At 54.8% G+C, this 18219-nt stretch carries 14 protein-coding genes and 2 tRNA genes; 6 read left to right on the top strand and 10 right to left on the bottom strand.

The annotated features are described in order from the left end of the window. Positions 1-64: 64 nt before the first annotated feature. The 6 genes from IE105_RS13430 to IE105_RS13405 form a co-directional block, all read right to left on the bottom strand. Complete coding sequence (locus IE105_RS13430; RefSeq protein WP_189499310.1) at positions 65-1900, bottom strand: L,D-transpeptidase family protein; 1836 nt, start codon at positions 1898-1900, stop codon at positions 65-67. A 56-nt stretch (positions 1901-1956) separates the two neighbouring features. After that, the gene (locus IE105_RS13425; protein ID WP_189499308.1) at positions 1957-2148 is read right to left on the bottom strand and encodes a Trm112 family protein; all 192 of its coding nucleotides are present in this window, start codon (positions 2146-2148) and stop codon (positions 1957-1959) included. 22 nt (positions 2149-2170) lie between these two features. Beyond that, a complete protein-coding gene (locus tag IE105_RS13420; protein WP_233354161.1) occupies positions 2171-2848 on the bottom strand; it encodes an LON peptidase substrate-binding domain-containing protein in 678 nt (225 codons plus the stop codon). An 18-nt stretch (positions 2849-2866) separates the two neighbouring features. Beyond that, positions 2867-3766: a thioredoxin gene (gene trxA, locus IE105_RS13415; RefSeq protein ID WP_189499306.1), complete on the bottom strand. Its 900-nt coding sequence runs from the start codon at positions 3764-3766 to the stop codon at positions 2867-2869. 83 nt (positions 3767-3849) lie between these two features. Continuing rightward, positions 3850-4248, bottom strand: a complete 399-nt coding sequence (locus tag IE105_RS13410; RefSeq protein ID WP_189499304.1) for a SnoaL-like domain-containing protein — start codon at positions 4246-4248, stop codon at positions 3850-3852. A gap of 4 nt (positions 4249-4252) precedes the next feature. Then, a complete protein-coding gene (locus tag IE105_RS13405) occupies positions 4253-4771 on the bottom strand; it encodes a prolyl-tRNA synthetase associated domain-containing protein (RefSeq protein ID WP_189499302.1) in 519 nt (172 codons plus the stop codon). 94 nt (positions 4772-4865) lie between these two features. Here IE105_RS13405 and IE105_RS13400 point away from each other — a divergent pair. Further along, a tRNA-Gly gene (locus tag IE105_RS13400) sits at positions 4866-4940 on the top strand. 255 nt (positions 4941-5195) lie between these two features. Here the strand turns inward: IE105_RS13400 and IE105_RS13395 are convergent. Continuing rightward, the gene (locus tag IE105_RS13395; protein ID WP_189499300.1) at positions 5196-7214 is read right to left on the bottom strand and encodes a TonB-dependent receptor plug domain-containing protein; all 2019 of its coding nucleotides are present in this window, start codon (positions 7212-7214) and stop codon (positions 5196-5198) included. 225 nt (positions 7215-7439) lie between these two features. On the opposite strand from IE105_RS13395, the gene IE105_RS13390 reads away from it, so the two are divergent. Further along, positions 7440-8441, top strand: coding sequence for an LLM class flavin-dependent oxidoreductase (locus IE105_RS13390; RefSeq protein WP_189499298.1), 1002 nt, complete (start codon positions 7440-7442; stop codon positions 8439-8441). 36 nt (positions 8442-8477) lie between these two features. Here IE105_RS13390 and IE105_RS13385 read toward each other — a convergent pair whose 3' ends face one another. Continuing rightward, a complete protein-coding gene (locus IE105_RS13385) occupies positions 8478-10742 on the bottom strand; it encodes a M28 family peptidase (RefSeq protein ID WP_189499296.1) in 2265 nt (754 codons plus the stop codon). Positions 10743-10880: 138 nt separating this feature from the next. Between IE105_RS13385 and IE105_RS13380 the strand changes: the two genes are divergently transcribed. Then, entirely contained in the window at positions 10881-11576 is a 696-nt protein-coding gene (locus IE105_RS13380; RefSeq protein ID WP_189499294.1) for a DUF4386 family protein, read from the top strand. On the opposite strand, the gene IE105_RS13375 is transcribed toward IE105_RS13380, so the two are convergent. Then, positions 11573-13024 (bottom strand): helix-turn-helix domain-containing protein, encoded by a 1452-nt coding sequence (locus IE105_RS13375; RefSeq protein WP_189499292.1) that lies wholly within the window; start codon positions 13022-13024, stop codon positions 11573-11575. The two genes, IE105_RS13380 and IE105_RS13375, sit on opposite strands and share 4 nt — an antisense overlap. Positions 13025-13127: 103 nt before the next feature. Between IE105_RS13375 and aceB the strand changes: the two genes are divergently transcribed. Beyond that, positions 13128-14762, top strand: coding sequence for a malate synthase A (aceB, locus tag IE105_RS13370; protein WP_189499290.1), 1635 nt, complete (start codon positions 13128-13130; stop codon positions 14760-14762). Next, positions 14763-16358, top strand: coding sequence for an isocitrate lyase (locus tag IE105_RS13365; protein WP_189499288.1), 1596 nt, complete (start codon positions 14763-14765; stop codon positions 16356-16358). 137 nt (positions 16359-16495) lie between these two features. Here IE105_RS13365 and IE105_RS13360 read toward each other — a convergent pair whose 3' ends face one another. Continuing rightward, positions 16496-17674, bottom strand: coding sequence for a CaiB/BaiF CoA transferase family protein (locus IE105_RS13360; protein ID WP_189499286.1), 1179 nt, complete (start codon positions 17672-17674; stop codon positions 16496-16498). 194 nt (positions 17675-17868) lie between these two features. Here IE105_RS13360 and IE105_RS13355 point away from each other — a divergent pair. Next, a tRNA-Gly gene (locus tag IE105_RS13355) sits at positions 17869-17943 on the top strand. Positions 17944-18219 lie beyond the last annotated feature (276 nt).

The raw sequence follows: 18219 nt of genomic DNA, 5'->3' as shown, positions 1-18219 counted from the left end.
GGTTGCGCTGCTGATAAAGAAACCAAAAGAGCCGACGCAAGAAGCGACAGTGTTGGTAATTTCATTAATGCAGTACTTTCGTCCTCGGACCGTTATTGTCGTTCATATCGACATAGCGCTCATTATCTTCAATTGGCTCACTATTGTCGGGATAGGTCTCTTGCGCCAGCGTTGGTTTCTTAAATTCCTGATAGATATCGGCTGGAAACTCAACTTGTCCCTCGGGACTGACAACAGCCGGCAGATAGGTGAGGTGAACATTGACGTGCTGGTCCAGATAGAAGCGTTCACGCTCTCCGCTCGCCAATGTGGCATTAAACACGGTCGTCGAGACACTTGTATCACCATCCGTCAACCAGTTGGCCATAGCAACGGGGTCATCTAGACGGATGCAGCCTGATGAGAGAGCTCGGACATCAAGATCAAACAAGCTGTGATCCGGTGTATCATGAAGATAGATGGAGTGCTTGTTCGGGAAGATGATTTTGAGCTGACCCAGAGCATTATGCGGCCCTGCGGATTGCACCATTTGGATTTGGTTGGCTACGCCGGGCTCGCTCCAATCGATCGTGTATGGATCAACCTTAGCGCCGGTGCTTCGGTCATAAATATCATACTTATTACGGGCCGCGTAGCCTGGATCGTTCTGCAATTTATGCAGTTTTTGACGTTTGAACAAACTTACCGGTAAAAACCACTTCGGGTTCACCACGATATATTCAATCTCGTCAGAAAAGGCATTGGACGGAGTCCGGCTTTTGCCAACAATCGTTTTCATGGAGACATCGCGACGGTCTCCCGTCCACGCTTCGGCGCGGTAACTTGGAATATTGACCCAGATATAACGCTCGCCCGGATTGGCGTTCTCGCGCCAGTAATCCATCGCCCGTTCGATACGATCAATCTTTGACTCAACGCTTTCATTCAGCGCGGCCATCGTCGCAGGGCCGAGGACGCCGTCCTGTTCCAATCCGTAAGCTGCTTGAAATGATTTAACCTGCTGTGCGAGCATCTCTCCATAGACGGTTGGCTCTTCGACCAAATCAATTCGCAAGCTTGCAAACAACCAGCGGAAGGGCGTCGGGTCGATATAACCCTCTGCAGCAAGACGTTTTCGAAGGGCTGGGACGCGCGGGTCATCCATCCCAGGTTCCAGCATTTCGTCGCCTTCGCGAATGCGCATCCAGCCGCCATTATCAGCGTGCTGACGGTACCGTTTCAAGGCGGTTTTGAGCTCGCCATATTGCGGTGCCATAGAGGCGTATTCCTCCATGGATTTGATGGGATCCGTTTGGCTGGCTTTGCTTAAAGCAACGATTAGGTCGGAACGGGTCGGGCGGTCATCTGTCGAACTGACCATGCCGCCTTCATCAGATAGGCCACCGCTCATTTTAGAGGCGAGCACCAACCATGTCTCCGTTAAGCGCAGATCGGCGAGGGCGCGCTGTTCGGCGGTGCCGCTAAATCGGTTGTCGATGGCTTCGCGGAGCTGGGCATCCGTATAACCCGAATCCAAGCCGTTCTCCTTACATGTTGGGTTGGCCTGCATCAGCCGTTCAGCAGCTTTACGCGTCCAAAGCGGTGCGAAGACGCCTTGTGCATAGGCTTGGCGCGCGGCGGATTTTGCGCCGGGCGAGACTTTATTGCCGAACGTTTCGTCGATCTGGTCATCCACAATGCTTGCTTCAAGCGCCAGCGCAATATCAGACCCTTTCGGCTCACCTAAAAGCTCTGGAACTGTGACGGCCGGACCGTCAACACGCTTGACTGGCGCATGGACCTGCGCGGTCACAGACGCAAAGCTCATCAGAGCCGTGGTCATGGCAATAGCGCTGACTGCGACAATCTTCAGGCTAGATTTACGGGGGGCTGGCTTATTGATTTGGTTCGATGTGGTCATACGAGTCAAACGCGTTTGCTCGCAGAAATGTTCCCGCCGAATATGTCAGTCAAACGTTACAGCGTGCGGGCGCGCTCAATCAAAAGGATCGGGACGCCATCGCGGATGGGGTAGGCTAAGCCCGCTTTTTTGCTGATTAATTCTTGCGTTTCACTGTCATGAATCAAGGGGCCACGGGTCTTTGGGCAGACAAGAACACGCAGCATCTTAGGATCAATAGGAGCAATCGGCGTTTTGGTTTCGGTCATCGTTTTGTCCTGCCAATTCACGCTATTGAGTCGATTGAGGTTGTGCATCCCCGGCGCTGCCAGACGCATAAAGATGCATCAATCCAATGAGTAACCGACGACGTTCGTCAGAGGTTTCAGCCTCTAACAGCGATTGCTTATCTTGTGCAGAAAACGGGCTGATCATGGCGGCTTGATTGATGAGCACGGGCAAGGGGATTTCTGACAAAGCGGTCCAGTCAACGTCGACCCCGATGGCATTTGCCAACGCCTTCATCGCCACGGTGAGCGCTGCGCGGTCGCTTCGGCCTGATTCTGACAAAGCCTCTGAGGTTTGCCGGACGGCATGCAAGTCTGGGTCTTCGCCAAAGCTGTCATAGGTCACATCGGCTTGGCGGTATGGCGTCAAAACATCGGGGGTTTCTGTGATGCGAAACCGCCGCAGACCTTTGAGGACAATCAAATAACGGCCATCAGCCGTTTCAGAAAATTGAATGATCCGGCCCAAGCCGCCAACATCGGCAATCTTTTCGTCAATCGTTTGCACCATGCCGATCAAACGATCCCCCTTCAGCGCATCATCGATCATATTCAAATAGCGCGGCTCAAAAATATTGAGCGGGAGATCGCAAACCGGCAGCAAAACAGCGCCGCCCAAAGGGAAGATGGGGATGCGCGGCGGTGTCGTCCGCCGGGCCAACGATTTATAGTGCGCGCTCACGACCTAGTTACGTTGCGACTAAGCAAACAGGATTGATGAAAGCCGACGACGACCGTCGATGGAGACTTCGCTTTGCGGGCCCTCGGCTTCGAAAATAGTCAGCAAGAAGTGACGCGCGGCTTCGTCTGCGTGCATCCGGTTTCGCCCAATGGAATAAATCAGATGATCAACGGCCTCGGCCCGACGCCCGCGCGCGGCGAGAGCTTTCGCGAAAATCAACCGCGCATCGAGATTGCTCTCATCGGCGGCGACAGACGCTTCTGCGTCGCGCAGCTCTGTGTCTTCTTCAACCGGTGCGTCTGGCTCAGGCGCCCCTTCACCGAGTGACAATTCGGAGCGGATAGAGGCGACTTCAGGGTGATCTGCGAGCGGTCCGGTCGCGCTTTCGACCATTTCGACCGCCATGTCACGATTGCCCATATCGAGATAGACGCGCGCCAGTCCGGCGAGGGCCGATCCGTTTTCTGGATCCAGTTGCAAGGCTTGGGCAAAATCTTGCGCCGCCCCACCGGGATCGCCAGCGGTTAGGCCGTCGCGCGCCCGCGCGACTAAAACTTCGGCTTCTTCTTTTGGATCACTTTCGCCAGATAGACGGGCGATGAATTTCGTCAGTTCGGATTCGGGTTGCGCGCCCATAAAGCCATCGACAGGTTTGCCGTCCTTGAAGGCGAAAACCGCCGGAATAGACCGGACGCCGAGCTGCCCGGCAACACCGGGGTTTTCATCAATATTGATCTTGACCAATTTCACTTTGCCGCCAGCTGCTTTCACTTGCCGTTCGAGCGCGGGCATCAATGTTTTACACGGTCCACACCACGGGGCCCAGAAATCGACAACGACGGGCGTGTCTTGCGAGGTTTCGATGACGTCTTTCATGAAGGCGTTATCGGAGGAATCTTTTACGAGTATATCTGTCATGCTTCGCTAAATGGGCGAGACTTGCGTCCGGTTCAAGGCAAGGCTCGGTCCAGTCGCAAGAAAGTGTTGTGCCGCGGCCTCGATTACGCCTCGGTTGGGGCGTAGAAGAACTGTTCACGGATGACTTTGCCGTCTGTGTCGACCGTATAGAGCCCGACTTCGGACATTTGCATGCGTTGTCCGCTCTCTCGCTCCGTCACATCCATGTCAAACGTGAGGGTAAACATGTTGGGCGCATGGAAAAATGGGCCTTTCGTGACAACTTTATGTTCCTCGAACGCGCTTTCCCACCAATCATGTTTGCCGTTCATGGCGTCGATCCCTTTGGATTCGCGACCATTAGGACCGTCATGCGCTTCAACACTGAAGCAATCGGCATGATAAAGAGTATTTATACCTTCGCGTTCGGTTCCGGCGCGACAATGATTCGCGATGGCGGTGCCTGTTTTGACCAAATAGCTTTCAAATCTTGCGTCGCCCATGATGTCAGTCTCCTGCGGTAAGTTCTGCGAGGTCGAGTATAAGAGGATCATGCCCGAGTGCCCGCGCAAAGACCAGCAGATCATCAGGCTTGATCCGTGTGCTCGCCGTATTCCGCATGGGATGGAACCAGATGACGTCTTGCAAAAACAAGGCTGCATCCAGGACAAGTCGAACGGTCGCATCCGTATCGTTCAGAATCGAAAACACGGTGACAGAGCCAGGACGCACGCCGAGATGCGTGAATAAGGCGTCTTCTTTGCCAAATGACAGCCGTTTTGTGCCGATATGGGCATGCAACCGGTTCAACTTGATCGGTGTTGATCCCAATGCGCTGATCAAGACAAATTGTCCGGCTTTGTCCTTTAAGAAGAGGTTTTTCGAATGTCCGCCCGGCAGCCGCGCTTTAATATCCAGCCCTTCTTCGACCGTGAAAACGGCTTCATGCTCTTCCGTATGGTAAGGAATGCCCAACTCATCAAGCCGGGCATAGAGGCGGGGTTCATCGGGATGTTTATCATTCATACAGGCCAACTAGCAGTGATATGCAGAAACTCAAATCTTGGTGCTTGCAAGCTGGATAATGCCTAGATATACGCCGCGCTTCAACGACTGCGATGCGGGCGTAGCTCAGTGGTAGAGCATCACCTTGCCAAGGTGAGGGTCGTGAGTTCGAATCTCATCGCCCGCTCCAGTTGTTTGATCCCTAAAATCCACGTTACGACGGGACATCGAAGTAAATTCGATGTTTCCAGTCGGGCTTCGAGAGCCTCTGTTCGCTGAGATCAGTCGTGGTTTAGGCGCGTGTATCCGAAAAAATGTCGTGTGCGGAAATCAATCCGCGAGATAAAACGGGGGCAGAGTGTCCCTTTTCAAGCCTTTTGATCGCCATAGGGATATTGGTTCCCCTTTATTGTCGAGGGTAAGTCTGCAAAACTTCAGGATAGTTTTAGAACTTCACCCTCACGCCGCCATTTAGAATAAAGCCGTCATTGCGCGACCAAATGCCCGTTGTCCATTGGCCGTCGGGGGCGCGAACCGGTAGGACCAACGGGTCTTCTTTGGTTTGGCGCACATTCAGTAGGTTCTCTGCATTGAGGAAAATCCCTGTGTTTCCGAGCGTGATTTCGCCAAGGAGGCCAAGATGCAGATAGGGCTTACTCTCAGATCTGTATGGATTGCCGTCCAATCTCTGCTTCCCTGTGTAATATGCTTCAAAGCCTAGACGTCCTCGACCGTGCTGCTCCCACATAGCCACAAAACCCGCTGAATGGCGCGGCGTGAGGTTAATCCTTTGACGTCCCCCCAACGCGCTCTGCTCGGTCGCGTCTAGATAGAGATAACTCCCTGTCAGTTTGACATCATTCCATATGTAACGAATCAATACCTCCGACCCCCGGATACGGCTTTGACCCGCGGCGTTGATGAGGCGCACGCGGTCGAGCAGCCCGCCTACGGTGGAGGCAAAAGCCTCAAGTTCCGTCACGTCCTCCACGTTTGAGCCAAAAAATGTGACATTGGTTTCAATCGGGCCGCGCTTATATCCGATATCGATGGAGGCGGTTTCCGCTGTTTCCGCGTTGAGCGCGCCAATCGGAGCAAGCCGGGACAAGCCCGCGGCCTCAATGTCTTCAACGAAGGGGGTTGGTGCAAAAAACCCGCGTCCATAAGAGCCGCGAATTGTCCACTCATTTGGCTTATATAAGAGCGAGACCCTCGGGCTGAACTGTGTTCCAAATTCACTATGGTCATCGACGCGACCACTGATTGATACGGAAAAATCGTCCGTAACATCATGATCCACCTGCCCGAACAGGCTGGGCACGCTATAGTCAAAATTGAAAACCGGAAATGTGTCCGAATTAAACACTTCCGATTGATACGCGAGGCCAGCAACCCAATTGGTGTCGCCGCGATCACCCACTATCGAGCCTTCCGCGAAATAGCTCTCATGACGGTCGTCTTCGACCGTTTGGCCAAAACGATGCTCATGATCCTGTACCATAGCAGAGCCACGAAGATTCAATGTAAGAGTGTCCGAAAGCGGTTTATTCCCGATAACCCCTCCGTCAATCCGCTTGGTGTCTTGATTTTGGAAGAACGGAAATCCGTCCGAGACGACGGCACCGGGGAGTGTTCCGCCGTTTCTCTGCTCGGTCATAAATCCCATTGTGGCGTAGAGGCTCGACCCGTCGGCGCCGTCCCAGAACAGTCTCGGCCGGGCGGTGAACCGCTCATAGCCCGCAAGGTCAATGAAACCGTCATCATCTAGATCAGTTTCCGTCTGGCGATGGGCCCCCGCCGTTAAAGATACGCCGACACTCTCGTTGAGAGGGGTTTCCGCATAAGCTGTTAAATCCTGCCCGTCCCGTGTCGTGACGTTCATAAGCATTTCGCCCGCCGCTTCGTCGCCAGGTCGCCGGGAGACCAGGTTGATCACACCGCCCAGGGCTGACCCGCCGTAGAGCGAGGATGCTGAGCCCTTGATGACTTCGACCTGTGACAAATCGGTCGGCGGGATTTGCAACAGGCCAATGGACGCGGCTTGTCCGCCGTAAAGCGGCAGACCGTCGCTCAGTAATTGCGTATAGCGTCCATAAAGACCTTGAAGGCGGATGTTCGCGGCTCCGAGTGCGGGGGATGTGGTTTGTACCCGAACCCCGCCCGTTTCGGCCACCAGCATGGAAATATTGCCGGGCCGCATGAGCGCCTTTTCCTGAATTTCTTCGCCAGCAATGATTTCCACCCGAAAAGGCTCATCATCCACGGCGCGGCCGGAGCGCGTGGCTTGGACTATAATCTCGTCCATATGCGCGTCAGAATGACCTGCGTCGCTGTGGTGGTCCTCAGTTTCATGATTTTCTTCGGTCTCTTCATGTTGCTCAGGATTGGCGAAAGCAACAGACGGCGCCGCCACCGCAAGGCAAGCGTAAGCCGATAACAAAAACAAATTTTGCAAAGTAGACATGAGTTAACCTGATTGCTTAGGGCGTGGAGGTCACGCCGGTAGACCAATGTTTGCCGTGTCGGCTGTTTAAAACATTGGTCTCGATAAATGATCGAACCTATGCTGTTTTAATCACATAGTCCGGTGGCAAGAAACAATACCCCGATATAATTTAATACCCTTTATGCGCCCGCTCACGACTTGCTGCGTCTGAATAATGTTGTGATATTTTGAGAAATGATGTCCATGCCCATTCCCTTTTCTATCCTTGATCTCGCCCAAGTTGTTGAAGGCGGAAGCATATCGAAGAGCTTTGCCGACAGCGTTGAATTGGCGCAAAAAGCGGAGGCGCTTGGCTATAACCGCGTTTGGTATGCGGAACATCACAATATAAAAAGTGTCGCCAGTTCTGCGACCTCCGTCTTGATTGCGCATATTGCGGCGCAGACGAAAACGATACGCCTCGGCGCGGGTGGGATAATGCTCCCCAATCACGCGCCTTTATTGATTGCAGAGCAGTTTGGGACGTTGGCGACGTTACATCCTGATAGGATTGATCTGGGTCTCGGGCGCGCGCCGGGCGGCGATATGGGCGTAATCCGCGCCATGCGAAAAGATTATGAGCGCGCAGCGCAAAGCTTTCCCACGGATGTGCAAGAACTGATTGGTTATCTGTCAGACCCTGTTGCAGGCGAAAACCCCGCAGTGCGGGCTATTCCCGGTGAAGGCACAAAGGTTCCGGTTTGGATTTTGGGTTCAAGCCTATTCGGCGCGCAGCTCGCCGCGCGATTGGGCCTACCGTATGCGTTTGCGTCCCATTTTGCGCCCGGTGATCTGTTTCAAGCAGCTGAGATTTACCGCCGGACGTTCGTCCCTTCGCGGCATCTGGATAAGCCCTATTTCATGATGGCGTGCAATGTGTTCGCCGCAGACACGGAAGAGGACGCTCAATACCATTTCTCAACTTTGGTGCAGGCCTTTGTCGGCATTATCACGAACCAACGTGGGCTGACCTGTCGCCCGGTTAAAGATTTTGAAGTGCCGCCCCACGTTAAGTCTCATGTTGAGGCGATGTTGCAAGTGAGCGCGGTCGGGACAGTCGATATGGTCGCTGAGCGTCTGTCGATGTTCAATGAGCGCCTACAGCCCGACGAAATTATTATCGCCAAGAACTTCCACGATCAAAACGCACGTCTGCGCTCCTTAGAGCTGACGATAGAGGTTCAGGCGCGGATGGCTCACGACTGAAGACTGCGCGTATGAGGCATTATTCAGCTGCTGAATCTACGGCTGGGGCGGGATCGCTGCATCAAGATCCATCAACCGCACACGTGTATCACCGGCCTGGCTCGGCAACACCCAATCGGGACGGGAATCCACAAAGCTCGCCATATCAGGACCGAGGCCAAACCGAGTGATGGCGATCTGCCCCATCGGTTGATTGGTTGGCAGGGTGATGTCGATCTGCATATCGCGAACATTGCGACCCGCAATGCGCAGGCCCCATAGGGTTGGTTCGGCAGCCACGCCGTCCACCGTCAAGGATGTCCACATGGCTTCGGCTGAGGCTGGCGCAAGGTGAAGGCGGTCTGCAGTTGGGGCCACAACCCGTAAACTTACGCGGCGCATATCGCGTTGGGTTGTATCGCTGAGCACTCTGAGGCTTGCCTCAATGTCCGGCGCGCTTGACGCAGGGCGGGTCCAGCGAGCGCGCGCATAAGCGGGGTGCGTCGCGCCAACCGGGTCGGCAAAGACAAAGGAGGCGCTTTCTGACGGGCTGGCGTTATCCATCATGGCTTGCGGTGGTTTTGCGCGTCCGGATAATTGCACGAACGACCCGGCATCAGAGACGATATGTTGGATCGACAGTCCGCGCGGGGCATTGGACGTATAAATCGGGACAAAGACGGCGGCGGCGATCATGGCGACCGTTAAAGCGCTGACGCTAAATAGCGGCAGGCGGGCGTATGTTTGGGTGGGCAGGACGATTACGATCATGACGACCGGGATGGTCCACAGCACCGCAAAGGGAGCGGCCATGCCGCCAAGCCCTGCCAAAGCAAACCCGAGCATAGGGAGGTTGATAAGGACGTAAATGAGGGCGGCCAGCGCGCTGAAACCGACGAGCCAGCGGTCACGTTTCATCAAGCCTGCAATGATGCCGAAACTCGCAATGAAGAGCGCGCCGATAAAAAATGTCATGGTGCTTGGAAAGACAATCAATCCAAGTGTGGCGAGGACTGACACCCACAGCCAGCTTTTGAGCAATGCCCCTGTTTGATCGTCACGCTTATCGCGCAGCCAAATTGCAAGACCTGCGGCGACGAGCACGGCGATCGCCGAGACCGCACCGCGCAAGGCCCATGGGTGAGCGGGGGAATAGGCGGCACCTGACTTTATGGCACCCAAGACGGCGGACAGAGCCACGGTTGCTAATCCCACGCCAATCAGAGTGAGGGGAATGAGAACCCAGCCGCGCCACCCGCGCCATGTTCCTGTGCGAATGAGAGCGATGATAGAGAGCAGCCCGCTAAGCAAGATAATGGCCGGGCCAAATACGGCGGGCATGGAGACGACACCGCGTGTCAACACGTCGAAATATAACCGGTCGCCTTCCGGTGCCCCACTTATGGGGTGTGCCGCGAATTGCTCGACGGCCGCAAGCGCGTTTATGCCGGAATGAAATACGGTGCCATGATCTAAATTGGCCAGATTATCGCCCGGCGTGTGGTAGAAACTGTCGCCAAGAATGAAAGCAAAGTTTGTCGTATCGACTTGGCGCGGCGCGTCTGCGTCGAGAAACCGCGAGACATCTGTGTCATTGGGCATGGCCTCATAAATGCTGGTTGTCAGCGTATTGGTGAGGGCGGTCCGGCCTGTTTTGGCGATTGCCGCAATGTCGTTTCCGTTGGGGTTTGATGTCTGGAACATGGAAATTGGCCCGCGCACACCGCGCGCCTCAACATTCACAACCGCATCGATGCGCGCGGCGAGCGGATCGGAATTGACGAAACTATCCGCGCCGATCAGGCCAATTTCTTCCCCGTCCGTGATCAAGACAAGCACGGGGCGAAGATCATCTCTGTCTTTGAGAATCCGCGAGACTTCCAGTCCGACCGCAACGCCGGCGCCGTCATCGCCTGCGCCGGGCCCTGCGGGTACCGAGTCGTAATGGCTCATAAGGGCGACGCCCGGCGTCGTGTCATTGGTCGGCGGAACCGCCCAATACATGACATTGCGAACGCGGGCGCAAACGCCGTCAAAATGATTGGTGCAATGGAAATCATCACGCACAATCGGATCAAAGCCGAGCGCTATTATTTCTGTCAAAAGCCGCTCTCGAACGGCGTCATTAGCGTCAGTATCAACCGGGTGCGGGCGTTCATCGCCGAGAATTCGGGACAGACGCAACATCGCGGCCTCAGTGTTGAACGCGTGATCGGCGTCAGGTGACGGCGGGGCAACGAGAGAGAGACTGAACGTAAACGCGAGCGTCATGGCCACGAGCGCAAGAGTGAGAAAGGTCGAGTTACGGCGCGCTTGGATCATAAGGGACCCTAAGCCGCATATCGCGCCCGGGGCAAGACAATTGCTTATACTTTTTTATCGAAAAACGATAAACTCCTTGCTTGTTAGAATGTCTTGTCGTTAGATGCGTTTGTCGCTGTTGCTTAGAAGGAACTCATTATGCTTACACATTCGGAGAAAGTCCGCACCGCCAGAGTGGCGGGCGTCGCTTTGCTACTCGGCATCATCATTGGCATTATCGCGGCGATGACGGTTAGCGCAGGTATCGATATTAATTTGTCGGCGGATGTTGAGGCGACAGCGCGCGCGATGTTGAATGCTGAGACACGACTTCACGGTAAGGCCTATGTCGCGCTGCTTCTTATTGGGTTGCAATTGCTTTTCCTCTTCGCCGCCTATCGACTGTTGCGTGACGCAGGTCCGCTTCTCGCAGGCTGGAGCGTCGGGGTCGGGCTTGTTTCCATAGCGCTAGGCTTGTTTGGAGTGGTTGCGGCCATGAATGCGGCGGAGTTGGCGGGAACAGTGGCTTACCAAACGCTGGCGAGTGGGGAGCAGCGGCTCCTTTTGGCCGGATTGCAAGCGACGACGGATTATACGTCTTTCCATCTGGGTCTGGTCATGTCGTCAGCCGCCAATGCAGCAATCTTTATCCTCTTTCTACGCTCGGGCGACCTTCCGAAGATCATCGCGGGCGGGGGGGTGTTTGCGTCTCTTTTTGTGGTTCTTGCCCTCGTCATCCGTGATTTCATTCCTGTCATGGGGAATGATCTTGTGACGATGGCCTTCATGGTTTGCAATTTGGTCGCGCTGGTGTCGACAGGGCTCTACCTCAGTATTCGCGGTGTGCGCGCTTAACTCTCTGGAGCAAAGGCGAACTGGCTGAGGCCGCGGGCGCGCTCATCATGCGCCATAGCGCGTCCGAGCGGCGGGTGAGCGCGCTGCGGGCAGGCGGTGCGGTCACATAAATAGCAATTGGGTCCGATCGGCATAGGGTCGCCGGAAAGGTGATCCGAATAGATCAAACGTGAGGCATGGGCGATGTCACAACCAAGACCGATGACAAAGCTTTGCGCCGGGTGCGCGGTAGTTCCGCCCGCTCGGGTCACACGGCGCGCGAATGTGAGGTAGGTGTTGCCATCCGGCATCTCGACAGATTGAACCAGCGCGCGTTCTGGTGAGGCAAAGGCCTCATGGATTGCCCAACGTGGGCAGACGCCCCCAAAACGCGGGAAGGTGAACCGCCCTTGGCTGAACCGCTTGGAAATATTCCCCGCAATATCGACCCGGACAAAAAAGAGGGGAACCCCGCGCGCTTCTGGACGCGAAAGTGTGGTTAACCGGTGCGCGACTTGTTCGGCGCTGGTGCCAAACCGATGGGCGAGCGCGTCGATATCGTAGCGAAGCTCTTCCGCTGCTTTCAGGAATGTGCCGTATGGCATCAATAGCGCAGCACCGAAATAATTGGCCAATGTCGTTCGCAGTAATCGTTTTGAATCAACGGTTGGCAAGTCGGCTTTGGCGACAATTTTATCAATTGTCGTTCGGTGCTCCAGCATGCCGATCTGAAAGGCGATTTGAAACCGTCGCGAGCTGGCGGGCAGAAGTTCTGACAGATTTAATCGTCCGGAATGACGGTCATAATAGCGCAGCATGTCAACCATCACGTCATGGGGAAGAATGCGAACAATCGTTTTATGTTTTTCTTTCATCCTCGCGATCAGCGCCGTCAGCGGTTCTGTCCGCCTTAGGTCCAACGTAGAATAAAGCGCCTCGGCTGCCCGGTCGAGTACGTCAAAATAGTTATGGGTTCGATAGATAACGTCACGAACGAGGTCTGTCGCGGGCGCAGCCTCCTGCAAAGCGGTGGCTGTTTCGTCGGCCCCTTCTTCACGCACTAATCGGCGGGATAGCTCCGTATAACGATGGTGAAGGTTGACGAGTGCGCGTGCCGTGGCAGGGCTGGCGCCTACGACGTCCTCGACCTCTGATTTGGGCACGCGGTCCTTGCCCAGAGCTGGATCCCGCAACGCATCGAAGAGCTCTCCGACGAGTTGCCGGTCTGTGCCTGAGGTGAGCTCGGATAGGTCGATATCGTAAGTTTCAGACAGCTTAAGCAGAACCTTGGCACTCATGGCGCGCTGATTGCGCTCCATCAGGTTGAGATAGCTGCCAGAGATACCGAGTTCTTCGGCCATGCGGGTTTGCGTTAGGCCGAGTTTTGTCCGCAAACGGCGCAATCGAGGACCGATTAATAATTTCTCGCCCCGCGTGTTTTCAGAGCGCGTATTTACAGAGTTTGCCATATTACGTATTTTTACTTTACAAACGTAACAACGCAACCCGTGTTTTACAGACACATACAAAAAAGCGCGCTACCTCAGGCTCACACCTTTGTTGGAGAGTGCCATGACTGCGCCAATTAGCCCTGAGACCACATCGATCCCGCGTCACCGTGTGCTGGCGAAGGTTGTCGGTTCTGCCGTTCCTGAGATGGACCGTGTCCTGACTCCCGATGCGCTATTGTTCTTGGCTGACTTAGAGCGCCGTTTTGGCCCGCAACGTAAAATTCTTCTGTCTGATCGCCTGTTACGGCAAGACCGTTTTGATGATGGCGAACTGCCGTCTGTCCCCTTGGAAACACAACATATTCGCAACGGGGCTTGGGAAGTTGATCCGGCCCCCAAAGCACTGATAGATCGCCGGGTTGAAATTACCGGACCGGTTAGCCGTAAGATGATGATTAATGCGTTCAACAGTGGCGCAACCCAATTCATGGCTGATTTCGAGGATGCCTCTTCACCGACATTCGCCAATATGGTCGAAGGTCAGGCTAATTTGATCGACTACACGAATGGCGCTCTCACGCTGAAGACGGATAAGAAGACCTACGCGGTTGGCGAGAACCCGGCGACATTACTGGTGCGTCCGCGCGGGTGGCATTTGGAAGAGAAAAACGTCACCGTTGACGGCAAGCCCATGAGCGCGTCCCTGTTCGATTTTGGCTTGCACATGTTCCACAATGGTGCCGCCTTAGCGAAAGACGGCCGCGGACCTTTCTTTTATCTCCCGAAGCTTGAGAGCTATCAAGAAGCGCGCCTTTGGAATGACGTTTTCAACTTCACGCAAGCTGTTTTGGGGTTGGATAACGGCACGATCAAAGTCACAGTCCTGATCGAAACGCTGACAGCTGCATACCAGATGGAAGAAATTCTCTACGTTCTCCGCCGCCATATTACGGGGCTAAACTGCGGTCGTTGGGATTACATCTTCAGCTACATCAAGACCTTGCGCAATCATAAGCAGTTTATCCTGCCTGACCGCGCGCAAGTCGGTATGGACCGCGATTTTCTGCGCGCCTATTCGCTACGCTTGATCGAGACCTGTCACCGCCGAGGCGCCCACGCGATGGGCGGAATGGCGGCGCAAATCCCGGTTAAGAATGACGATGCGGCGAATGACGCGGCGTTTGCCAAGATCAAGGCTGACAAGGAACGCGAAGTGCGGGCCGGTCATGACGGAACATGGGTCGCGCACCCGGCGATGGTCGCGGCTGCGAAAGAAACATTCGACGCGCATATGTCTGGCAAGCACCAGATCACGAAACAACGCCAATCCCCGCGTATCAGCGACGATGCGCTGCTCGAACCACATACCGGTACAATCACCGAGGCGGGGCTGCGCACAAATATCGAGGTCGGTATCCGCTATATTGCGGCCTGGCTCTGTGGTCGCGGCGCAGTGCCGATCCACGGCCTGATGGAAGATGCGGCAACGGCTGAAATTAGTCGGGCGCAAATCTGGCAGTGGCTTCGTCACGGCGCAGAGGTTCAGCTCGAAGACGGCAGCAAAGAACGGATGAGCAGCGCACTTTATACGCGGACGTTCGACAGCGTGTTCGCTGCTCTTCAAACCGAACTTGGGCGTGACGCCTTTATCGAAGGCCGTTTCCCTGAGGCCGCCCGCCTATTCACTCAGACGGCGACGTCCGCCGATCTCCCTGAATTTCTAACAATCCCTGCTTACGCTATTTTGGAGGCTTAAATGACCTACACAGAAACACTCAATAATATCCAAGCCCGTTACCCGAACGGCGTTCCTGGCGGCATTAATATCGAAGATATTGCGCAGCTGAAAATTCAAAATACCTATGAGACCCATCTGGACATCGCCAAAGCAACCGCCAAAGTTATGCGGGCCGATATGGCGCGTTATGATGCGGACAGCTCGCAATTCACGCAGTCTCTCGGGTGCTGGTCTGGTTTTCACGCCATGCAAATGATGCGGGCGATTAAACGTCAAAAAGGCACGCTCGACCGCGCGTATGTCTACCTGTCCGGTTGGATGGTTGCGGGTATGCGCAATAGTTTCGGCCATCTGCCCGATCAATCCATGCATGAAAAAACCGCGGTCACTGATTTGATCAATGAGATTTACACGTCCTTGCGCCAAGCGGACGAGGTTGATTTAAATGATCTGTTCGCAGAGCTTAAAGCTGCTGAAGATGATGTCAGCCGTCAGGCCGTGATCGCGAAAATCGATGGGTTCGAGAGCTATGTTCGTCCGATCATCGCCGACATTGATGCCGGTTTCGGCAACGTCCACGCGACCTATTTGCTCGCGAAAGAACTGATCAAAGCCGGCGCTTGTTGCATCCAGATTGAAAACCAAGTTTCTGATGCGAAACAGTGTGGCCACCAAGACGGTAAAGTCACAGTGCCGCGCGAAGACTTTATTGAAAAGCTCCGCGCTGTTCGTATGGCGTTCGAAGAACTCGGCGTTGATGACGGCGTGATCGTGGCACGGACAGACAGTCTCGGCGCTGGCCTGACGCAAAAAATTCCGGTCAGCCGCGAAGCGGGCGACCATGCGGCGGAATATACCAAATGGCTCGACGTCACTCCCGTCAATGATCTGACAGATTTGGATGACGGCGAAGTCGCGATCCGTTTGTCCGGTAAACTCGTCAAGCCGACACGATTGGCCAATGGTCTCTACAAGTTCAAGCCAGACACAGGCGAAGCGCGCGTGATCGAAGACTGTATTGCTGCGCTCAACGATGGCGGGGCAGACTTGCTTTGGATCGAAACGGCGACGCCCAATGTCGCACAGATCGCGGGTATGGTGAACAGTATTCGTGAAGCTGCGCCGCACGCGAAGCTGACCTATAATAACTCGCCGTCGTTTAACTGGACGCTGAACATTCGCAAACAAGTGCGCGCCGATTGGGTTGCTGAAGGCAAAATTCATGACAGCAGCTATCCAGAAGCTGAGCTCATGAGCGCACGTTTCGACGAAGATCCTCTTGGGATTGAAGCTGATGCGCGTCTGCAAGCGTTCCAGACGGATATTTCGCGCGAAGCCGGGGTGTTCCACAACCTCATCACTTTGCCGACGTTCCACATGGATGCGCTCGGCATGGATCGCCTGTCAGAAGGTTACTATGGCGACGAGAAAATGCTGGCCTATGTCAAAAATGTTCAGCGAGCGGAAATCCGCGGCGGCGTGTCCGCTGTGCGTCACCAACATGAAGTCGGCTCCGACATTGGCGATAGTTTCAAGGAAATGACCGGCGGCGACCGGGCGCTAAAAGCTGGCGGCGAACATAATACAATGAACCAGTTCGCGAATGTGGCGTAGCAATCCGGCAAAGCCGGAAAATTGATAAATAATCAATTTTAGCAAAGCTCCCGTGAGCTCACGCGAACGGGGCCAAAACTCAATAAGACTCTTAAAGCTCCGGCCACGCGCCGGAGCTTTTCTCGTATTGGATGAACTTAATTTTCCAATTCGGCTCTGATGTCCGTTCCATGCTGACCCAGTACCGGTGAAGGGGCATGGCTGACCCCGTCTTGCCCTTCAAACCGCGCCGCCGCGCGCACAGACCGGACTTTGCCTAAATAGGGGTGATCGACTGTGGCGACCGTCTTCATCGCCGCTAATTGCGGGTGGTCATAGGCTTGCAAGGGGGACAGGCATTCGCAGCACGGCACATCATGCGCTTCCATATAGGCGAGAACGTCTGCGATGGGCTGGTCTACGGAAGTGGCGGTCATTTCTGCGACCATGTCTCCAATGTTCATCAACCGCGCCGCTGGCGTCTTAAAGCGGGGGTCGGACATCAAGTGGGCCTTACCGATCAGCGTAAACACAGCCGTTGCTTGAGCATCGCCAATGCCAGCAATGACGAAATAGCCGTCACGGGCTTCCATCACGGCATAAGTCGCCGTGAGCGGGTCGAGCTGCGTCGCAGCGTCATCCAGTAGTGTGTGTTCCATCAATCCATCGGGAAAGAAGAAATGCATCCCGGCGTCAATCATAGACAAGTCAACGCGCGACCCTTGCCCACTCCGTTCGCTCGCGAATAACGCGCTACTGACGGCCTGCGCCGCCATCAATCCGGTCGCTTTATCGCAAATGGCGTGTTGAATATGGAAGGGCTGTCCGCCGTTCGATTTATTTTGCGCTTTGCCCTGCGCCGCGGTCATCCCTAATTGCGCCTGCATGACATGGTCATAGGCGGGCAGGGCGGCTTGCGGACCGTCTGTGCCAAAACCCGTAATCCGGCAAAAGACAATTTTTGGGTTCACAGCTTTCAACGCTTCATAAGACAGACCAATTCGCGCCATCACACTGGGGCGATAATTACTAATAACAACATCGGCGCGCTCACACAGCGTTCGCGCGACAGATAAATCGGCGCCGTCTTTGAGGTCCAGCACGATGGAGCGCTTGCCGCGATTGCAATTATGGAACAGCGCAGACAGCCCCGGCTTCTGCGAGCCAATAAAGCGCATCGGATCGCCCATGCCGGGCGGCTCAACCTTGATCACGTCAGCCCCTTGTTCGGCTAAAATCATCGCCGCAAAGCTCGCCGTGATCATCGTGGATAATTCCACAACACGAATACCGTCGAGCGGGAGGTGAGCCCGCATTGAATTTAATGGGTCAGTCATAGGTAGTCCCCTTTCGTCTTTCTTCCTTGGATAGAGCGGGCGAGAGGTTTGTCCATGGCGTCGATAAAATCACCTATACTGATCATGTCTGCGCTAGAGGCCCGGCGCGCAAAATGGACAGGCCACGCGCCCAATTATAAAGTGCAGACGGCACTTGCGCGTGGGGTGTCCAGTCGTGCTATCGGGACGCAGCGGCGGGCGTAGCTCAGGGGTAGAGCGTCAGCTTCCCAAGCTGAATGTCGTGGGTTCGAATCCCATCGCCCGCTCCAATTTCCTAAGCCCCAAAATCGACGTTACGACGGGACATTGAAGCTAATTCGATGTTTTCGACTGGGTTCCGGGAGCAGCTCTTCGCGGTGTCACAGGGGCTCGGTTACTTCGCGGTTACACAAAGAATATCTCAAGTGGCGAAAGCTCGAAGACACTTTGGTTTGGTTGAATGATGTGCCCCTAGCTTTGTAGACACCTTGTTGGGTAAAACTGGAAGCAAGGAGAGTGTCTTATGGGCAGTCGCATTCGATATACAGAAGAGTTTAAATTAGGGG

The sequence above is a fragment of the Algimonas arctica genome (assembly GCF_014652695.1).
In the GTDB taxonomy this organism is placed as follows: Bacteria; Pseudomonadota; Alphaproteobacteria; order Caulobacterales; family Maricaulaceae; genus Litorimonas; species Litorimonas arctica.
Note: the sequence above shows the minus strand (reverse complement) of the source record. Positions and strands in the feature narration are given on the sequence as shown.